The sequence below is a fragment of the Actinoplanes auranticolor genome, from assembly GCF_018332655.1.
GTDB lineage: Bacteria > Actinomycetota > Actinomycetes > Mycobacteriales > Micromonosporaceae > Actinoplanes > Actinoplanes auranticolor.
Genome location: NZ_BOQL01000028.1, coordinates 44415 through 61145 on the forward strand (window position 1 = coordinate 44415; position 16731 = coordinate 61145).

Consider the following 16731-nt stretch of genomic DNA (forward strand, 5'->3'; position numbering starts at 1 on the left):
TCGCCGGCGCGGCGTCAGCCGTAGCGCGCCGAGGGATACGTCGACGGCCAGCCGCCGGGCGGGGTGCCGTGCTGGGCGACCGGCAGGCAGATCAGCCGCGAGGCCAGCCGGTTCACCGCGCGCATCGGCAGCACGCCGCGGATCACGAGATCCTCCGGCTGGCCGTACGGGCCGCGGTTGAGCCGGTCGATGACGATCCCGTGCGCCTGCTCGGAGCTGATCCCCGGCAGCCGGGCCAGTTCGTTGCCGGGCACGTGGTTCACGTCGACCAGGCCGCCGTCGTCGAAGGCGCGCATCAGGTCCGGCCGGCCGATGCCGAGGCTGCGGGCCCGTTCCGGGTCGAAGGTGGCGAACTGGCGGGCCTGGTCACGCAGGTTGCGGCTGCGCGGGCTGTCGCCCGGGTGTGACGCCAGCACCGCGCCGTGCACCGCCGAGGCGACGGCGACCGCGGCGAACAACAGGAAGGCCATCCACTCGGTCGGGTTCAGGTCGGGACTGTCGACCGGGCTCGGATTCGACGCGGCGAGCAGGACGCCCACCACGAACAGCCCCGCATAGCCCACGGCGGCGAGGAACTGGCGTCGCTCCTGGCGGCGGATGCCCGCGTACACGAAGTAGATCCAGCTGCCGAACGAGCAGATGATGATCGGCAACAGGGCGGCCACGATGACCTCGCCGACCGGGAAGCGCTTGCGGGGCGGCGCGTACGCGGGCGGCGACGGGGGCGCCAGTCCCCAGGCGGCCGCACCGATCGGGAATCTCGCCGGGGCGGGAGCCGGCCGCCGGTCCGGCACCACCTCGGTGACGTCCGGCGGCACGTACTGCTGCACGTAGTTCTGCGGTGCGGCGACCGCGGCCGGCGCCACGGGCCGGGCGTTCTCCGGTGAGGCGCGGGGCGCCGGGATGTCGTCGCTGTCGGCCCACGGGTCGACCGGCTCGGAGTAGAACGGCTCGCCGCGCAGGATGCGGCGGTGCGTCTCCTGCATCCGTTCGCCCGGCTCGACCCCGAACTCCTCGAGGAAGTAGGCGCGGGCGTCGCGGAACGCGGCCAGCGCCTCGGCCTGCCGTCCGCCCTGATGCAGGGCGATCATGAGCTGCGCGCGCAGCCCTTCGCGCAGCGGGAACTGCTCCACCAGCCGGACCAGGTCGGGCATCAGTCCGGTGTGGTTGCCCCGGGCCAGCTCGATGTCGGCCCACTTCTCCCACGCGGTGGCCCGCGCATCGGTGAGCCGGTTACGGGCGGAGTCGAAGGCCGGCCCGGTCAGCCCGGCCAGCGCCTCGCCCTGCCACAGACCCAGGGACCGGCGCAGAGTGTCGGCCGCCTCGGCGAGCTGCCCGGCCTTGCGTTCGGCCGTGGCCTGCGCCAGGCCGGCCTGGAACCGGTCGGCGTCCAGGGCGCCCGCCTCGACGCGCAGCACGTACCCGCCGTTGGCCAGGGCGATCAGCTCACCCGGGGAACGCGGCGATCGTTCCGGTTCCAGCACCCGGCGCAGTCCGGCCACGTACTTCTGCACCACGTTGGCGCCGTTCTCCGGGGGCTCGTCGCCCCACACGGCGTCGACGATCTGGTGCGTCGGGACCGGGTGGCCGGCGTGCAGCAGCAGCACGGCGAGCACCGCGCGTTGCTTGGCGGGCCCGAGATCGACCTCCTCGGCGCCGCGCAGGGCGCGTACGTCACCGAGGATCTCGAACCTCAGCGCGGGGTCCGACGGAGTGCCGGTCACCGCGACACCCCCCTTGAGCAGCCCGGATGAGAAACGGCAGCGGAACGGCAGCCGGCAGCAGCATAGCGGCAGCCCGGCCGCAGCACTGTCACCCAGGCTTCACCGCGTCAACCCGACAAGGCGGGCCGGCCGGACCGGCCGCCATGGGAGAGAAAGCGATGACCTGATGAATGTTTCCAAGGCTCGGCTGGCCGGTCTGGGTGTCCTGCTCGTGGTGGGTGTCGCGGCCGGTGGCTGCGGTGTCGCGGATGCCGTCGGGGATGCGGCGCCCGCCTCGGCCAAGCCGCTCGCACCGCGCGACGCGTTGCTGAAGTCCTTGCCGGACGCGTCGACCGGCAGCTTCAAGTTCACGGTCGAGGGCGGGGAGGCGCCGGCCGCCGGGGAGATCGACGCGAGCAAGCGGAGCTACCGGGTCGGCTTCCGCTACCGGGAGCCGGAGGCGGGCTTCACCCTGCACTCGGACTACCTGGTCGTGAAGGAGCAGGCCTGGATCAAGATCCGGTTCACCGGCACCGAGGGGCTGACCGGACTGCCCAAGCTGCCGAAGAAGTGGATGCTGATCGACCCCGCGAAGGTCAAGGACGACGACGTCCCGGTGCGTTACGACAACGAGACCGACCCGGGCGAGGCGGGCACGGTGCTGCGGGCCATCGTCGCCGTCGAGCGGACCAGCGACGGGCACTTCGCCGGCACCACGGACCTGACCCAGCAGGGCGACGCGGCCATCGTCGACGCCGGCCGGCTCAAGGCGCTGGGGGAGAAGGCCAGGGCGGTGCCGTTCGAGGCGACCGTCGACGACCAGGGGCGGCTGACCTCGACGATTGTGCGGATCCCGGCTGCGGGCAAGGTCAAGGCCACTCGCTACGCGATCACCTACACCGGCTACGGCGCCACGCCCACGCCGGCAGCGCCCGCGGCGGACGAGCAGCAGCCGGCGACCAAGGCCGCCTACGAGTTGCTCAACGCCTGAGGTACGGCCGGACGGCGGTCGCGCGGGTCTGACGGGGGTCCGCGCGCCCGCCGCCCGCGCGTGATTGGATCTGGGGCATGGGCGCGAATCACGAGTACGTCTTCCTCGGCTGCTACACCGGTGAGAGCGGCGGCGAGGGGGAGGGCATCGCGCTGTTGCGGCGTGACCCGGAGACCGGCGACCTGACCCGGTTGGGTGTCGCCGCCCGTACCCCGTCGCCGTCCTTCCTGGCCCAGCACCCCCGGCTGCCGGTGCTGTACGCGGTGAACGAGCTGGACGCGGGCACGGTGAGCGCGTTCGCGATCGGCGAGGACGCGTCGCTGACCCCGCTCGCCGTGCAGTCCACCGGTGGCTCGGCCCCGTGCCACCTGGCGGTCTCCGCCGATGCCCGGCACCTGCTGGTGGCCAACTACACCAGCGGCGACGTGTCCGTGCATCCGCTCGACGCCGACGGTGTGCCGGGCGAGCGCTGCGACCTGCTGCACCTTCAGGGGCAGGGCCCGGTCGCGGACCGCCAGGACGGTCCGCACGCGCACATGGTGGCGCCGGATCCGAACGGTCCGGACGTGTTGATCGCCGACCTGGGCTCGGACCGGGTCTGGCGGGCCCGCCTGGACGCCGTGTCCGGCCGGTTGACGCTCGTCGGTGCGGCGGTCGTCGCGGCGCCCGGCACCGGCCCGCGCCACCTGCGGTATGCGATCGACGGGGCACTGTTGCTGGTGGGCGAGCTCACCGGCGACCTGACCTGGTACCGACCGGACACTTCGGACGGCAGCCTGTGCCTGGCCGGCGGTGCGGCCAGCAGCTCCGAGAAGTCGAACTACCCCTCCGAGCTGGCGACCGGGCGCGACGGCCGTTTCGTGTACGTGGCCAACCGCGGCCCCGACACCGTCTCGGTCTTCGCCTGGGAGCCCGAGGGCGGCACCCTGATCGCCGAGGTGGCCACCGGCGGAGTGTGGCCGCGTCACCTCGCCCTGCTCGGGGACCATCTCTACGTAGCCAACGAGCGTTCACAGAACGTCACCGTGTTCCGGATCGACCCGGACACCGGCATTCCGCGCGCCCAGGGTGAGCCGGTGGCGGAGGGTAGCCCGACATGTGTGCTGCGCTGGAACGCGGTCGCAGCCACCGGAAAGTCATAACCGGACACTCGCGGAGTGTTGTTACTTATCGCCGAAATCCGGCAAGCACCACGAACGCCTGCGCACTGCTCGGATAGGGCTCCTCACGGAACGTGAATTAAGGAGGGGAAAAACCCAATCCGAGTAACTTTCGTCCGAACGTATATGGCATTCGCGTCCGCTACTGCGCAGTATGGAGCGCGTGTCAGGCCGCCATCGCAGAAACTTCAATCTCAGAGGAGCCGGCGTCGTCGCATCTGCGATGGCGATCGTTGTCGTCCTCGCTGGTTCCTGGCTCGGCTATCAGAGTCTCGCTGCGGACAAGTGTTCCGGTCAGATCAAGCTGACCGTCGCTGCCGCCCCCGAGATCGCCCCCGCCGTGGACCGCGCTGCTCAGCAGTGGAGTTCCGGCGGCGCCAATGTCAACGGAACCTGTGTCGCCGTGAACGTGACCGGTGTCAACCCCGCCACCACGGCCTCGGCCCTGGCGCTCCGGCACGGGGTCACCCTCACCGGTCTTCCCCCCGCGGGCAAGTCCGCGCTGGTCCCGGACGTCTGGCTCCCGGACTCGTCGACCTGGCTGCTGCGACTGAGCTCGGAGGCCTCCGGCTTCGTGCCCACCGACGGCACCTCGATCGCGCAGAGCCCGGTCGTGGTCGCCATGCCGGAGCCCATCGCCCAGCAGGTCGGCTGGCCCGACAAGAAGCTGGCCTGGTCCGACCTGGTCGCCAAGATCACCACGGGTAACTCGCTGCGCACCGGCATCGTGGACCCGACCCGCGATGCGGCCGGGCTAGCCGGTCTGCTCGCCCTGGGCAGTGCCACCGGCACCAGCCCGGACGCCAAGGCCACTCAGGTCGGTGCCCTGCGCGCGCTGGCGGCCGGCAGTTCGTCGCTGCGCGACGACCTGCTGCAGAAGTTCCCCCGCTCGCTCGACGCGGCGGATCTGGCCAGCAGCATCAGCGCCGCGCCGCTGTCCGAGGAGGACGTGGTCGCCTACAACGCGGAACGTCCGGAGGTGAAGCTGGCCGCGCTCTATCTCGAGCCGACGCCGCCCGCCCTGAACTACCCGTACGCGGTCATGCCCGAGGTCGACCTGACCAAGGCCGCGGCCGCCACCGGCCTGCGGCAGGTGCTGGAGCAGGCCAGCTTCAAGAACGAGCTGGCGGCCACGGGTCTGCGGGCCCCCGACGGCACGGTCGGCGCCGGTTTCGCCGCTCCGGTCGGCGCGCCCCAGGCTTCGCCCGCCGCGGCGAAGCCCGCCGGTGGCTCCGAGGGTGCCGCCGCGGCCGGGCTCGACGCCGGTGCGCTCAACCGGGCGCTGGGCAGCTGGGCCGCGATCACCCTGCCGGGCCGCGCGCTGGCCGTCTTCGACGTCTCCGGCTCGATGCTCACCAAGGTGCCGACGGCCGGTGGCCTGACCCGCGCCGAGGTGACCCGGCGTGCCGCCGCCCAGGGCCTCGCCCTGTTCGACGACAAATGGGCGGTCGGCACCTGGATCTTCTCCACCGAGCTGGTGGGCAAGCAGCCGTGGAAGGTGATCGAGCCGATCAGCCCGCTGTCCTCGCGCCGGTCCGCGCTGGCCGCCTCGATCCAGAAGATCCAGCCCAAGCAGGGCGGCCAGACCGGTCTCTACGACACCGCGCTGGCGGCGTACAAGAACGTGCAGGACACCTGGCAGGGAGGCCGGGTCAACTCGGTGCTGCTCTTCACCGACGGAGCGAACAAGAACCCGGACGGCATCAGCCGGGCCACCCTGGTCGCCGAGCTCAAGAAGCTCGCCGATCCGACGCGTCCGGTCCGCCTGGTGATCATCGGTATCGGCAACGAGGTCGACCGGGCCGAGCTCGACGCGATCGCCAAGGCCACCCGCGACGGCGGTGTGTTCGTCGCGCCCGACCCCGCGAAGATCGCCGACATCTTCCTCGAGGCGATCTCCTCCCGCTCGGGCGCCGCGCGCTGACCCGCTGAAGGCACCACGGCCGCCGGCTCCCGCAGGGGAACCGGCGGCCGTGTCAGTTCACCGGGCCGCCGGTCCAGTCCAGACAGACGGCCACCGCGTCGTCGTCCAGGTCGCCACCGACGAAGGCGCGCAGATCACCGAGCAGCGAGCGGATCGCCTGCAGCGGCGCCAGCGAGCCGGTCCGCCGCACGAAACGGTGCAACGCGGACTCGCCGTAGCGGCTGTTCTCCCTGGCCGCGTCGAAGACCCCGTCGCTGACGATCAGAAGCCGGTCGCCGGGGCACAGGGTGAAGGACTGCGGCCGGTACTCCGAGGTCTCGAACATCCCGAGCGGGAACTGCGCCTCCAGCGGCTCGTCCAGCACCTCGCCCTCGCGCAGCACCATCATCCGCGGCGAACCGGCGTCCACGGCCAGCACCACACCGGTCCGCAGGTCCAGCTCCAGCAGCAGCGTCTCCACGTGCAGGTCGCCGCGATGCTGGGCGAAGACCGCCTGATCGGCGAGGGCGGCCTGGTCGGCCAGCGCCAGCCCGGCGCGGCGGGCGTTGCGCAACGCGTACGTGGCCAGCGACGTCAGCAGCGTGGCGTTCATCCCGTCGCCGTGGCCGTTGAGCACGTTGAGATAGAGCCGCCCGTCCTGCTCGGCCCAGTCGAAGCTGTCGCCGTGGACCGCGTACGACGGCTCCAGCTGCCCGGCCAGGCTGAACGACGGGCCGGTGCGGCTGCGCCCCGGCAGCAGCTCCCATTGCATCTCCGCGGCCAGGGTGAGCCGCCTGGTCCGGGCGGCGACCGCGTACCTGTCCGTGCCGGCCGCGGCCGCCTGCAACTCGTGCGCGAGCATCGAGGCGACCTCGGCGAGCTCGGCCCGGGCGGTTACGGCCTCGGGGACCGGCGTGTAGCGCAGCACCCCGATCCGCTCCCCGCGCGCGGTCACCGGCACGAACCCGGTGTGCCCGGCGGTGACCTCGCTCTGGTGGTCGAACGAGCGCCACGCCGGATCGCCCGCGCGGGTCACCGGGGGACCGTCGAGCAGCGGCAGCAGGGTGGCCAGGCGGTAATCGACCAGCAGCAGGTCGAGGTCGGTCACCGCGTACTCCTTGGCGACCGTCTCGGTCAGGCACTCGACCAGGCGGTCGGCCGGCGCGTCGCGCAGCGCGCGCCGGACCGCGGTCAATCGGTCGGACACGGTTTCCACCCCTCGACAGCCTCCGGCGTACGGGTAGTCTCTGCTGCACCATGGCCGAACACCATGGGCCGGATGGGCCGGACCCGACGCGCGCCGCGGCAGTCGACGACGCCGCGCCCGCCCTGCTGGCCACGTGGGATGCCGCTCGCCAGCTGGCCACCCCGCTGCTCTCCGGCCCCCAGCTGAACGCCCTGCTCGTGGTCGAACGCGAGGAGGGCATCAACCTGCGTGGCCTGGCGACGCAGCTGCGGATGATCCTCTCCTCGGCCAGCCGGCTCTGCGACCGCCTGGTGGCCTCCGGCATGGTGGAGCGCTCGCCCGGCCGGGCGGACCGCCGCGAGATCGCGCTGTACCTGACACCGTCCTCGCGCCAACTGCTCGACCACCTGCGCACCACCCGCCGTGAGCTGCTGACCGACGTGCTGGAGCGGATGACGCCGGCGGGCCGGGCGGCGCTGCTGCGCGGCCTCACGGAGTTCGCCGCCGTGGCCGCCGTGGCCGAGGAGACCCCGGGCTCCACCGCCCGCTCGGCCTGAGCTTACGACTCCGGCGGACCGGCCGGGCCGCCGTGGCGGAAGCCGCCCGCGAGGCTGGGCGTCACGGCCCGGCGGGCGGTCGGCGTCGCGGAAGCGGTTCGCGCGGATCGGTGGTGGCCGGCGGTGTGTCAGGCCGGCCGCGGAGGTCGAGGCCGGGCGCGCCGCCGCGCTCACGGTCGGCGGGCCAGCCAGGCGGCCGGGTCGTCCAGGACGCCACGCAGCACCGAGCCGGCCGCGCCGAGCATCGCCGCGTCCGGTCCCAGCGTCGCGGCCCGCAGCTGCACCGGGGACCAGGCCGCGGTGAGGACCCGCCGGCCGGCCTCGGCGGCGATGCCCTCGCGCAGCCAGGGCAGCAGCGAGGCGTAGCTGCCGCCGAGCACGATCGTCCGGACGTCGAGCAGATTGACCACGGTGGCGACGGCCATGCCCAGCGCGGCCCCGGCTGCCGTGAGCGCGGCGAGTGCGTCGGGCTTCCCGGCGGTGGCCGCGCGGGCCAGGGCACCGACCGTGTCGACCCCGGCGGCGCGGAGCACGGCCTCCTGGCCGGCGTACTGCTCCAGGCACCCGCGGGCGCCGCAGCGGCAGGCCGGGCCGTCGGAGTGGATCGGGATGTGCCCGATCTCGCCGCTCCAGCCGCGGGAGCCCCGGTAGAGCGCGCCGCCGAGCACGATGCCGGCGCCGATGCCGATCTCGCCGGACACGTAGACGAAGTCGTGGGGCAGCTCCCCGAGGTCACGCTCGCCGAGCGCGGCGAGGTTGGCCTCGTTGTCGACGGTCATCGCCAGCCCGTCGGGCAGGTCGCCGACGGTGACGTCCTGCCAGCCGAGGTTGGGGGCGATGCGGACCACGCCGTCGGCGGCGACCAGGCCGGGCACGGCGAGGACCGCGCCGGCGACGGTCAGCCCGTCCGCCTCGGCGAGGGCCCGGGCCCGCGCGGCGAGCCGGCCCAGCCCTTCGAGCACGGTCTGGGGGTCCTGCAGGCGCTGGTCCCCCGGCTCCACCAGGCGGTGCCGGATCGTGCCGGCCAGGTCGACGACGCAGGCACCCCGGTAGTCGACGTTGATCTCCAGGCCCAGCCCGGCCGGGCCGTCCGGCGCGACGACCAGGCCCACGGCGGGCCGACCGGCTCCGGTGCGCGGTGCCGGCTCCCGTTCGGTCAGCAGCGCGCCGGTGACGAGGTCGTCGACCAGCGCCGAGACGGTCGCCCGGGTGAGCCCGGTGGCGGCGGCCACCGATGCCCGAGATATCGGATCTGGGCTGTTCGCCACGGTTCGCAGCACCAGCGCGAGATTATGAGCTCGCACGCTCGATTGCCGGACCGGAGACCCTGTAGCACTCATCATCCGGCCCGTCACGCCCTTGACAATGCCACACCGCGGTCAAATAATTCAACCAATAAACAAATCAGGTCTGTTACGTGGAGGTAACCGTGTCGGTCCAGCCCACCCGCGAAGACAAGTTCTCCTTCGGTCTCTGGACCGTGGGCTGGACTGCCCGTGACCCCTTCGGTGACGCCACCCGCGCCGACCTCGACCCGATCGAGGCGGTGCACAAGCTCGCCGACCTCGGGGCGTACGGCATCACCTTCCACGACGACGACCTGGTGCCGTTCGGCTCCGACGCGCCCACCCGCGACGGGATCATCGCCAACTTCAAGAAGGCCCTCGAAGAGACCGGCCTGATCGTGCCGATGGTGACGACCAACCTGTTCACCCACCCCGTCTTCAAGGACGGCGGCTTCACCAGCAACGACCGCAGCGTCCGCCGGTACGCGCTGCGCAAGGTCCTGCGCAACATGGACCTCGCCGCCGAACTGGGCGCCAAGACGCTGGTGTTCTGGGGCGGCCGCGAGGGTGCCGAGTACGACGTGGCCAAGGACGTCCAGGCCGCGCTCGACCGCTACCGCGAGGGCCTCAACCTGCTCGCCCAGTACTCCGAGGACAAGGGCTACGGGCTGCGCTTCGCCATCGAGCCCAAGCCCAACGAGCCCCGCGGCGACATCCTGCTCCCCACGGCCGGGCACGCCATCGCGTTCATCAACGACCTCGAGCGCCCCGAGCTGTTCGGCATCAACCCCGAGGTCGGCCACGAGCAGATGTCGAACCTCAACTACACCCAGGGCATCGCCCAGGCGCTGTGGCACGGCAAGCTCTTCCACATCGACCTGAACGGCCAGCACGGCCCGAAGTTCGACCAGGACCTCGTCTTCGGTCACGGCGACCTGCTCAGTGCGTTCGCCACGGTGGACCTGCTGGAGAACGGCGGACCCGGCGGCGGCCCCGGCTACGACGGCCCCCGGCACTTCGACTACAAGCCCTCCCGCACCGAGGACTACTCGGGCGTGTGGGAGTCGGCCAAGGCCAACATGCGCATGTACCTGCTGCTCAAGGAGCGCGCGGCGGCTTTCCGGGCCGACCCGGAGGTGCAGGCGGCACTGGAGGAGGCCAAGGTGCTGGAGCTGTCGAAGCCGACGCTGAACGACGGCGAGAGCTACCAGGATCTGCTCAACGACAAGAGCGCCTTCGAGAACTACGACGTCGACGCGGCCGGTGCCCAGGGCTACCACTTCGTGAAGCTGCACCAGCTCGCCATCGACCACCTGCTGCGCGCACGCTGATCTTCGACGGAGAATGAGCCCCATGACGCTGGTAGCCGGGATCGATTCCTCGACACAGTCCTGCAAGGTGGTCATCCGTGACGCCGAGACCGGCAAGCTGGTCCGGCAGGGACGGGCGACCCATCCCGACGGGACGGAGGTGCATCCCGACGCCTGGTGGTCCGCGCTGCAACAGGCCATCGACGAGGCCGGTGGCCTGGACGACGTGGCGGCCGCGTCCGTCGCCGGCCAGCAGCACGGCATGGTGGTTCTGGACGAGAACGGCGAGGTCGTGCGTCCGGCGCTGCTGTGGAACGACACCCGCAGCGCCGGCGCCGCCGCCGACCTGATCGGGGACCTCGGCGGCGGCGACGCCGGCCGCCGGGCCTGGGTCGACGCCGTCGGGATCGTGCCGGTGGCCAGCTTCACGCTCACCAAGCTGCGCTGGCTGGCCCGGCACGAGCCGGCGGCGGCCGAGCGGGTGGCGGCGGTCTGCCTGCCGCACGACTGGCTGACCTGGAAGCTCTCCGGCGCGAAGGGCCTGGACACGCTGCGCACCGACCGCAGTGACGCCAGCGGCACGCTGTACTGGTCGGCCAAGACCAACGAGTACCGCCACGACCTGCTGGAGCTGGGCTTCGGCCGGCGTCTGCTGGTGCCCGAGGTGCTCGGCCCGACCGGGATCGCCGGGCACCTGCCCAACGGCGCGCCGCTCGGCCCGGGCGCGGGCGACAACGCCGCGGCCGGCCTCGGTGCGGGGGCGCTGCCCGGTGACGTGATGATCTCCATCGGCACGTCCGGCACGGTGTTCGTCTCCTCCGACGTCGCCCCGGACGACCCGAGCGGCACGGTCGCCGGCTTCGCCGACACCACCGGCCGGTTCCTGCCGATCGTCGTCACCCTGAACGCCGCCCGGGTCCTGGACGCGGCGACCCGGCTGCTCGGCGTCGACCACGAGGAGCTGTCCCGGCTCGCGCTCTCCGCGCCCGCGGGGGCGGACGGGCTGGTGCTGATCCCGTACCTGGAAGGTGAGCGCACCCCGAACCGGCCGAACGCCACCGGGGCCGTGCACGGCCTGACCCTGCGCACGTCGGACCCGGCGCACCTGGCCCGGGCCGCCGTCGAGGGCATGCTGTGCGCGCTCGCCGACGGGCTGGACGCCCTGGTCGCCCAGGGTGCGACGGCCAACCGCATCGTGCTGGTCGGCGGCGGGGCCCGCAGCGAGGCGGTCCGCCGCATCGCGCCGGCGCTCTTCGGCCTGCCGGTGCTGGTCCCGCCGCCCGGCGAATACGTCGCCGACGGCGCCGCCCGCCAGGCCGCGTGGGTCACGGCAGGCGGCGACGCGCCACCGACGTGGTCGGCCGAAACCCCCGAGGTGTACGAGGACGAGAGCGTCCCGCTCATCCGGGAGCAGTACGCCGCCGCCCGTGACGCCGTGATCGACAGGGTGTCCCGCTAACCTCGTCGCGTGAGATGGCGGGGAGGGCCGGCGCATCGCGCGTACAGCGTGATCGTCTTCGTCGTCCTCGCGTCGCTGGACAACGTCGCGATCAACCTGGTCCCGCCGCTGTACGGCAGCATCGCCGACGACTACGCCGTGGGCGAGGGCCACATCGCCCTCGCCACCACGGTCATGTTCCTGATCAGTGCGGTCGCCGCGATCGGCTGGGCGTACGCGGGCGACCGCCTCGACCGCAAGCCGGTGCTCATCGCCGGCACCCTGATCTGGGTGGCCGGCACCGCCTGGTCCGGCCTGGCCGGCAGCTATCCGTCGTTCCTGCTGTCCCAGGTGCTGGCCGCGATCGGCCTGGGCGGGGTCGCCAGCGTCAGCTTCGCGGTGGTCAGCGACCTGATCTCGCCGCGGCGCCGGGGCCTGGTGATGAGCTTCTGGGGCCTGTCGCAGGGCGTCGGCACCCTGGTCGGCACGCTGCTGGCCGGGGTGCTCGGGTCGGCCGACTGGCGGCGGCCGTTCCTGGTGGTGGCCATGGCCGGGGTGGTCGCCACGGCGGCGTACGTCCTCACCTTCGACGTGCCGCGCGGGGACAGCCAGCCGGAACTGGCCGGGGTGGCGTACGACGAGCGGATCCACCACGACCATCTGCCCCGGATCCTGCGCCGGCGGACCAACATCTGGCTGATCCTGCAGGGCTTCACCGCGCAGATCGCTTTCGGGTCGCTGGTGTGGCTGCCGGTGCTGTTCCGTTCCCGCGCCGAGGACCAGGGCTACTCGACGGCCACCGCGGTGATCGTGGGCAGTGTCTTCGCCACGCTGTTCCAGCTCGGCGGGGCGCTGTCGATCCTGGGCGGGCTGATCGGCGACCGGCTGCAACGCCGTACCCCGCGGGGCCGGGCCCTGGTCGCGGCCGTGGGCGTCGTCGCCGCCGTGCCCTTCTACGTGGTGCTGTTCTTCGTGCCGTTCCGCATCGACGTGCCGGACGGCGGCAGCGCCGGCCAGGTCGTGCTGGCCATCCTGGGTCAGGTCTTCACCGAACCCACGGTCGGGCTGAGCCTCGCCACCGCCATCTTCGCGCTGGCGCTGACCTCGGCCAACTCGCCGAACTGGTTCGCGCTGATCGCCGACGTCAACCCGCCGGAGCACCGCGGCACTGTCTACAGCCTGGGCAACCTGGTCAACGGCGTCGGCCGGGCCGGCGGCAACGCCCTGGTCGCGCTGGCCTTCCGGCAGCTCGCCGGGGCGTTCCCGCCTCCGCTGAACTACGCGGTCGGCCTGGCCGCGTTCCAGTTCTTCTTCATCCCGACCGGCATCATGTACTGGCTGGCCAGCCGGACGGTGGCCAGGGACATGGCGGACACCCATGCGGCCCTGGCCACCTACGGCAAGCGGGAAGAGGTCAGACCCGCGCCCACACAGTGACGTCCTGCGGCACCCGGCCGTCCTCGGTGAGCGGGCCGCTGGCCAGCCGCACCCGGGCGTTGAGCGGCAGCTCGGCCGGCGCGTCCCCGAAGTTGGTCAGCACCAGCAGGTCACCGTTGCGGAACGCCAGCACGTCCGCCGGGGTGTCGACCCAGCGCAGCGTGCCGGTGCCCAGCTCGTGCGCGGCGCGCAGGCGCAACGCCGTCCGGTAGAGCTCGTACGTCGACCCGGCCACACCACGCTGGCGGTCCAGGGCGTACTCGGCCCACACGCTCGGCTGGGGCAGCCAGCTCGCGTCGGCCGGCCCGAAGCCGTACGACGGCGCGTCGGCCTCCCACGGGATCGGCACCCGGCAGCCGTCGCGACCCCGTTCGGCGTGCCCGGACCGCTCCCAGGCCGGATCCTGCCGGTACTCGTCCGGGATCTCCGTGGCCTCCGGCAGCCCCAGCTCCTCACCCTGGTAGAGGTACGCCGAGCCGGGCAGCGCCAGCATCTGCAGGGTCGCCGCGCGGGCCCGGCGCAGGCCCAGGGCGACGTCCGGCTGCGGGTCGCCGAGGCCGATGCCGTGCTTGCGGGGCTCGCCGACCGGGTAGCCCAGCCGGGTCGCGTGCCGCACCACGTCGTGGTTGGAGAGCACCCAGGTGGTCGGGGCGCCGACCGCGGCGTTGGCGGCCGTGGTGCTGTCGATGACCTTGCGCAGCGGGTCGGCCGACCACGGGGTGTCGAGATACTCGAAGTTGAACGCCTGGTGCATCTCGTCCGGGCGTACGTAGCGGGCCAGCCGGTCGGCGGGCTGCACCCACGCCTCGGCGACCAGGATGCGGCCGCCCTCGTACTCGTCGAGGACCGAGCGCCACTGCTGGTAGATCTCGTGCACGCCGTCCTGGTCCCACATCGGCGGCGGCGGGGCGCCCTCGGGTGCGAGACCACCGAGGATCTCACCGGCGTAGTGCCAGTCGGCGAGCTCCGCGTCCTTGATCAGGCCGTGCGCCACGTCGACCCGGAAGCCGTCGACGCCGCGGTCCAGCCAGAACCGCAGCACGGAGACGAACTCCGCCCGTACGTCCGGGTTACCCCAGTTGAGGTCCGGCTGCGAGACGTCGAACAGGTGCAGGTACCACTGGCCGTCGCTGACGCGTTCCCAGGCCGGCCCGCCGAAGACGCTCTTCCAGCCGTTCGGTGGCTCGCTACCGTCCGGGCCGCTGCCGTCGCGGAAGATGTAGCGCTCGCGTTCCGGGCTGCCGGGCGCGGCGGCGAGCGCGGCCTGGAACCAGGCGTGCTCGCTGGAGGTGTGGTTCGGCACCAGGTCGACGATGACCTTGAGCCCCAGGGCCCGCGCCTCGCTGATCATCTTGTCGGCGTCACCCAGATCGCCGAAGCGCGGGTCGACCGCGCGGTAGTCGGCCACGTCGTAGCCGGCGTCGTGCTGCGGCGACGGGTAGAACGGCGACAGCCACACCGCGTCCACGCCCAGGTCGCGCAGGTCGCTCAGGTGGGCGGTGATGCCGGGCAGGTCACCCATGCCGTCGCCGTTGTTGTCGGCGAAGGAACGCGGATAGATCTGGTAGATGACGGCGCTGCGCCACCAATCGGTCTGGGGGGATGGCATGTCTCCAGGCTAACGGCGGCGGGGCGCCGAACCGGGGTCAGCCGTCCAGAATCGCGGCGAACCGCTCCTCCGCTAAATCGAGTTGGTCCAGGATGTGGTCCTTCGCGGCGACCGACAGCGGGGTGTCCGGGCGCCCGACCAGCTCGCGCAGCTTCGGCACCAGCGGCCGGTACTTGATCGCCGAGCTGCGAGCCTTGTCATATGTGGTGTGGATGACGCCGACGCCGTTGTCGGTGAAGTCCGAGATCTTGATGACCCGGGCCCACGGATCGCGCTCGAGATTGTCCGCCACGTGCGCCCGGTACTGCTCGTGCTTGTCCCGTTCCGGGTCGTACTCCGGGTTGGTCACCGACCGGACCAGCTCGGCCATCCGCGGGTTGAACCGCCGGGCCAGCTCGGCCACCGCGGCGTCGGCCAGCGCCTGGTGGCCGAGCCCGGCGTCCAGACCGGCCAGCTCCGCCGGATGGTCCTCGACGGCGTCGTGCAGCAGGGCCGCCGTGAGCACGTCCACGTCCCGGATGCCGTAGTAGCGGATGATCCGGATCGCGACCCGCAACAGGTGGTTGAGGTACGGCTCCCGGACCCGCCGGTCGTCGGCGTGCAGCCGGGCCGCCAGTTCCAGCGCCTCCTCGAGCTGCCGCCGGTCGTCGGCGGGGAACTCGAGCAGTTCGAGGGAGAACCGCTCGCGCAGGCCCGCCTCGCCGTACACCTCGGTGATCGCGTGCAACGGCATCGACAGCAGCATCCTTGGCGCCATGCCGATCAGGTATACCGGAAGCGGCCCTCGCGTGGGTCCGCGATCAGGAAGCGACGTCGATCAGCGGCTCGTCGATCAGCGGCTTGGCCCGGGGCGGGACCGGGCGCGGCGAGGGCCGGGTCCCGGGTGACGGGCGGCTGCCGGGGGCGCGCCGCATCGCCGACACCGACGCCTGCTTGAGCGACCAGGGGTTCTCGGCGTGCATCCCGCGGCGCGGCACACCGTCGCCGAAGGTGAACTCCTCGTCGGTCATCGCCTGCAGGGCGCTGAGCGCGACACCGAGGATCAGGGCGGCACTGACCAGGGTGATCGGCACGATCATCAGCAGCGGCTTGATGCCGCTGACGTTGGTGGGGACGGTCGGGCTGAGCTCGACGGACATGCTCGCCATCCCGGTGTAGTGCATGCCGAAGACGGCCATGCCCATCAGAGCGGCGGCGCCGGTCATCGCGCCCATGCCCTTGACCGAGACGGCGAACCAGAGCGCGGCGGCGCAGGCGACGACCGCGATGATCGCGGAGGCGGCGACCAGGGCCGGGTCGAAGTGGATCCGGCCGGAGACGTGCAGCCCGGTCATCCCGGTGTAGTGCATGGCCAGCACGCCGATACCGGTGAAGAAGCCCGCCACCGCGATCTTCGGCAGGCTGCGCCGGCCGTGGCCGACCACCATCAGCCCGATACCGACCGTGACCACCGCCAGGCCCAGGCTCGCCATCGTCGTCCAGGGGTTGTAGCGCACCGGGCTCTGCGGCACGTCGAAGCCGAGCATCGCGGTGAAGTGCATGAGCCAGATGCCGGCGCCGCCGATCGAGAAGGCGGCGATGACCAGCCACCGGTTGCGGCGGCCGCGGGAGCGGGCGCTGCGTGCCCGGCCGGTGGCGAGCAGGCCGAGGAAGGAACCGAGAACCGCGACCAGGTACGCCGCGACCGGATTGAAGGCTCCGTAGGTGAAGTGATGGACCTCGGCCACTTTGTCGTCACGCCCTCACGAACATCGGGAACAGTTCGCTGAGGATTGAGCCATACGTCCGATGTGGTTCATCGCACGTCGTGTGCGTCCCGCTACCCAAAGAGAACCGGGACCACCGTAGGGCTGCCTGCGAGAGGTAGCCGTACGGCAGCCCCGGTGCGGTCGTCGTGACCGGTCAGGAAGTTGCCGGGGGAGGGGCCGGGGTTAACCGAAGATGCTGACGCCGAACGGGCCCACGAGAAGGCCCACGATGATGAGGACGGCGCCCCAGAGGATCTGCCGCCGGAACAGCGCGAGGATGCCGGCGACCACGAGGATGACTGCGAGGATCCAGAGCAGAAGTGACATGTCGATCTGGTACCCGAGCGCCGAAAATCCGAAACCACGGGCCCCGGCAACCACATCGGCCCCGTTCCTGCCCTCG

14 protein-coding genes are annotated in these 16731 nt (G+C 72.2%); 7 read left to right on the plus strand and 7 right to left on the minus strand.

Translation table 11 applies throughout. The features are described from left to right. Nucleotides 1–14: 14 nt before the first annotated feature. Nucleotides 15–1724, minus strand: coding sequence for an AfsR/SARP family transcriptional regulator (locus tag Aau02nite_RS18445; protein ID WP_212989690.1), 1710 nt, complete (start codon nt 1722–1724; stop codon nt 15–17). 166 nt (nt 1725–1890) lie between these two features. Between Aau02nite_RS18445 and Aau02nite_RS18450 the strand changes: the two genes are divergently transcribed. The 3 genes from Aau02nite_RS18450 (at nt 1891) to Aau02nite_RS18460 (ending at nt 5778) form a co-directional block, all read left to right on the plus strand. After that, entirely contained in the window at nt 1891–2694 is an 804-nt protein-coding gene (locus Aau02nite_RS18450; RefSeq protein ID WP_212989691.1) for a hypothetical protein, read from the plus strand. Between the two features lie 77 nt (nt 2695–2771). After that, nucleotides 2772–3836 (plus strand): lactonase family protein, encoded by a 1065-nt coding sequence (locus Aau02nite_RS18455; RefSeq protein WP_212989692.1) that lies wholly within the window; start codon nt 2772–2774, stop codon nt 3834–3836. A gap of 241 nt (nt 3837–4077) precedes the next feature. Continuing rightward, nucleotides 4078–5778, plus strand: a complete 1701-nt coding sequence (locus Aau02nite_RS18460) for a VWA domain-containing protein (protein WP_212989693.1) — start codon at nt 4078–4080, stop codon at nt 5776–5778. 52 nt (nt 5779–5830) lie between these two features. On the opposite strand, the gene Aau02nite_RS18465 is transcribed toward Aau02nite_RS18460, so the two are convergent. Continuing rightward, nucleotides 5831–6964 (minus strand): PP2C family protein-serine/threonine phosphatase, encoded by a 1134-nt coding sequence (locus tag Aau02nite_RS18465; protein WP_212989694.1) that lies wholly within the window; start codon nt 6962–6964, stop codon nt 5831–5833. A 50-nt stretch (nt 6965–7014) separates the two neighbouring features. On the opposite strand from Aau02nite_RS18465, the gene Aau02nite_RS18470 reads away from it, so the two are divergent. Further along, entirely contained in the window at nt 7015–7500 is a 486-nt protein-coding gene (locus tag Aau02nite_RS18470) for a MarR family winged helix-turn-helix transcriptional regulator (protein ID WP_212989695.1), read from the plus strand. 170 nt (nt 7501–7670) lie between these two features. Here Aau02nite_RS18470 and Aau02nite_RS18475 read toward each other — a convergent pair whose 3' ends face one another. Then, nucleotides 7671–8732: an ROK family protein gene (locus tag Aau02nite_RS18475; protein WP_438841147.1), complete on the minus strand. Its 1062-nt coding sequence runs from the start codon at nt 8730–8732 to the stop codon at nt 7671–7673. A 197-nt stretch (nt 8733–8929) separates the two neighbouring features. Here Aau02nite_RS18475 and xylA point away from each other — a divergent pair, with 197 nt between their 5' ends. Genes xylA through Aau02nite_RS18490 form a run of 3 tightly spaced genes read left to right on the plus strand, consistent with a single transcriptional unit; the run spans nt 8930 to nt 12971 of the window. Beyond that, nucleotides 8930–10117 (plus strand): xylose isomerase, encoded by a 1188-nt coding sequence (xylA, locus tag Aau02nite_RS18480; protein WP_212989696.1) that lies wholly within the window; start codon nt 8930–8932, stop codon nt 10115–10117. 22 nt (nt 10118–10139) lie between these two features. Continuing rightward, on the plus strand, nt 10140–11555 hold the full coding sequence (xylB, locus tag Aau02nite_RS18485; protein ID WP_212989697.1) for a xylulokinase: 1416 nt from the start codon (nt 10140–10142) through the stop codon (nt 11553–11555). Between the two features lie 9 nt (nt 11556–11564). Further along, entirely contained in the window at nt 11565–12971 is a 1407-nt protein-coding gene (locus Aau02nite_RS18490) for an MFS transporter (protein WP_212989698.1), read from the plus strand. On the opposite strand, the gene Aau02nite_RS18495 is transcribed toward Aau02nite_RS18490, so the two are convergent. The 4 genes from Aau02nite_RS18495 to Aau02nite_RS18510 all read right to left on the minus strand — a co-directional run bounded on the left by Aau02nite_RS18495 (nt 12949) and on the right by Aau02nite_RS18510 (nt 16655). After that, nucleotides 12949–14580 carry a glycoside hydrolase family 13 protein gene (locus tag Aau02nite_RS18495; RefSeq protein WP_212989699.1) on the minus strand — a complete coding sequence of 544 codons (1632 nt, stop codon included), beginning with the start codon at nt 14578–14580 and terminating at the stop codon, nt 12949–12951. The genes Aau02nite_RS18490 and Aau02nite_RS18495 overlap by 23 nt on opposite strands. A 37-nt stretch (nt 14581–14617) precedes the next feature. Next, entirely contained in the window at nt 14618–15337 is a 720-nt protein-coding gene (locus tag Aau02nite_RS18500; RefSeq protein ID WP_212989700.1) for an HD domain-containing protein, read from the minus strand. A 43-nt stretch (nt 15338–15380) separates the two neighbouring features. Further along, nucleotides 15381–16307, minus strand: a complete 927-nt coding sequence (locus Aau02nite_RS18505; protein ID WP_212989701.1) for an MHYT domain-containing protein — start codon at nt 16305–16307, stop codon at nt 15381–15383. A 204-nt stretch (nt 16308–16511) separates the two neighbouring features. After that, nucleotides 16512–16655, minus strand: coding sequence for a GPGG-motif small membrane protein (locus tag Aau02nite_RS18510; RefSeq protein WP_212989702.1), 144 nt, complete (start codon nt 16653–16655; stop codon nt 16512–16514). Nucleotides 16656–16731: the final 76 nt, after the last annotated feature.

Excerpts from the sequence above, each read along its gene's own strand:
- Aau02nite_RS18455 (WP_212989692.1), top strand. The coding sequence starts at position 2,772 with ATGGGCGCGAATCACGAGTACGTCTTCCTCGGCTGCTACACCGGTGAG.
- Aau02nite_RS18510 (WP_212989702.1), bottom strand. The coding sequence starts at position 16,655 with ATGTCACTTCTGCTCTGGATCCTCGCAGTCATCCTCGTGGTCGCCGGC.
- Aau02nite_RS18495 (WP_212989699.1), bottom strand. The coding sequence starts at position 14,580 with ATGCCATCCCCCCAGACCGATTGGTGGCGCAGCGCCGTCATCTACCAG.
- Aau02nite_RS18500 (WP_212989700.1), bottom strand. The coding sequence starts at position 15,337 with ATGGCGCCAAGGATGCTGCTGTCGATGCCGTTGCACGCGATCACCGAG.
- Aau02nite_RS18460 (WP_212989693.1), top strand. The coding sequence starts at position 4,078 with ATGGCGATCGTTGTCGTCCTCGCTGGTTCCTGGCTCGGCTATCAGAGT.
- Aau02nite_RS18470 (WP_212989695.1), top strand. The coding sequence starts at position 7,015 with ATGGCCGAACACCATGGGCCGGATGGGCCGGACCCGACGCGCGCCGCG.
- xylB (WP_212989697.1), top strand. The coding sequence starts at position 10,140 with ATGACGCTGGTAGCCGGGATCGATTCCTCGACACAGTCCTGCAAGGTG.
- Aau02nite_RS18450 (WP_212989691.1), top strand. The coding sequence starts at position 1,891 with ATGAATGTTTCCAAGGCTCGGCTGGCCGGTCTGGGTGTCCTGCTCGTG.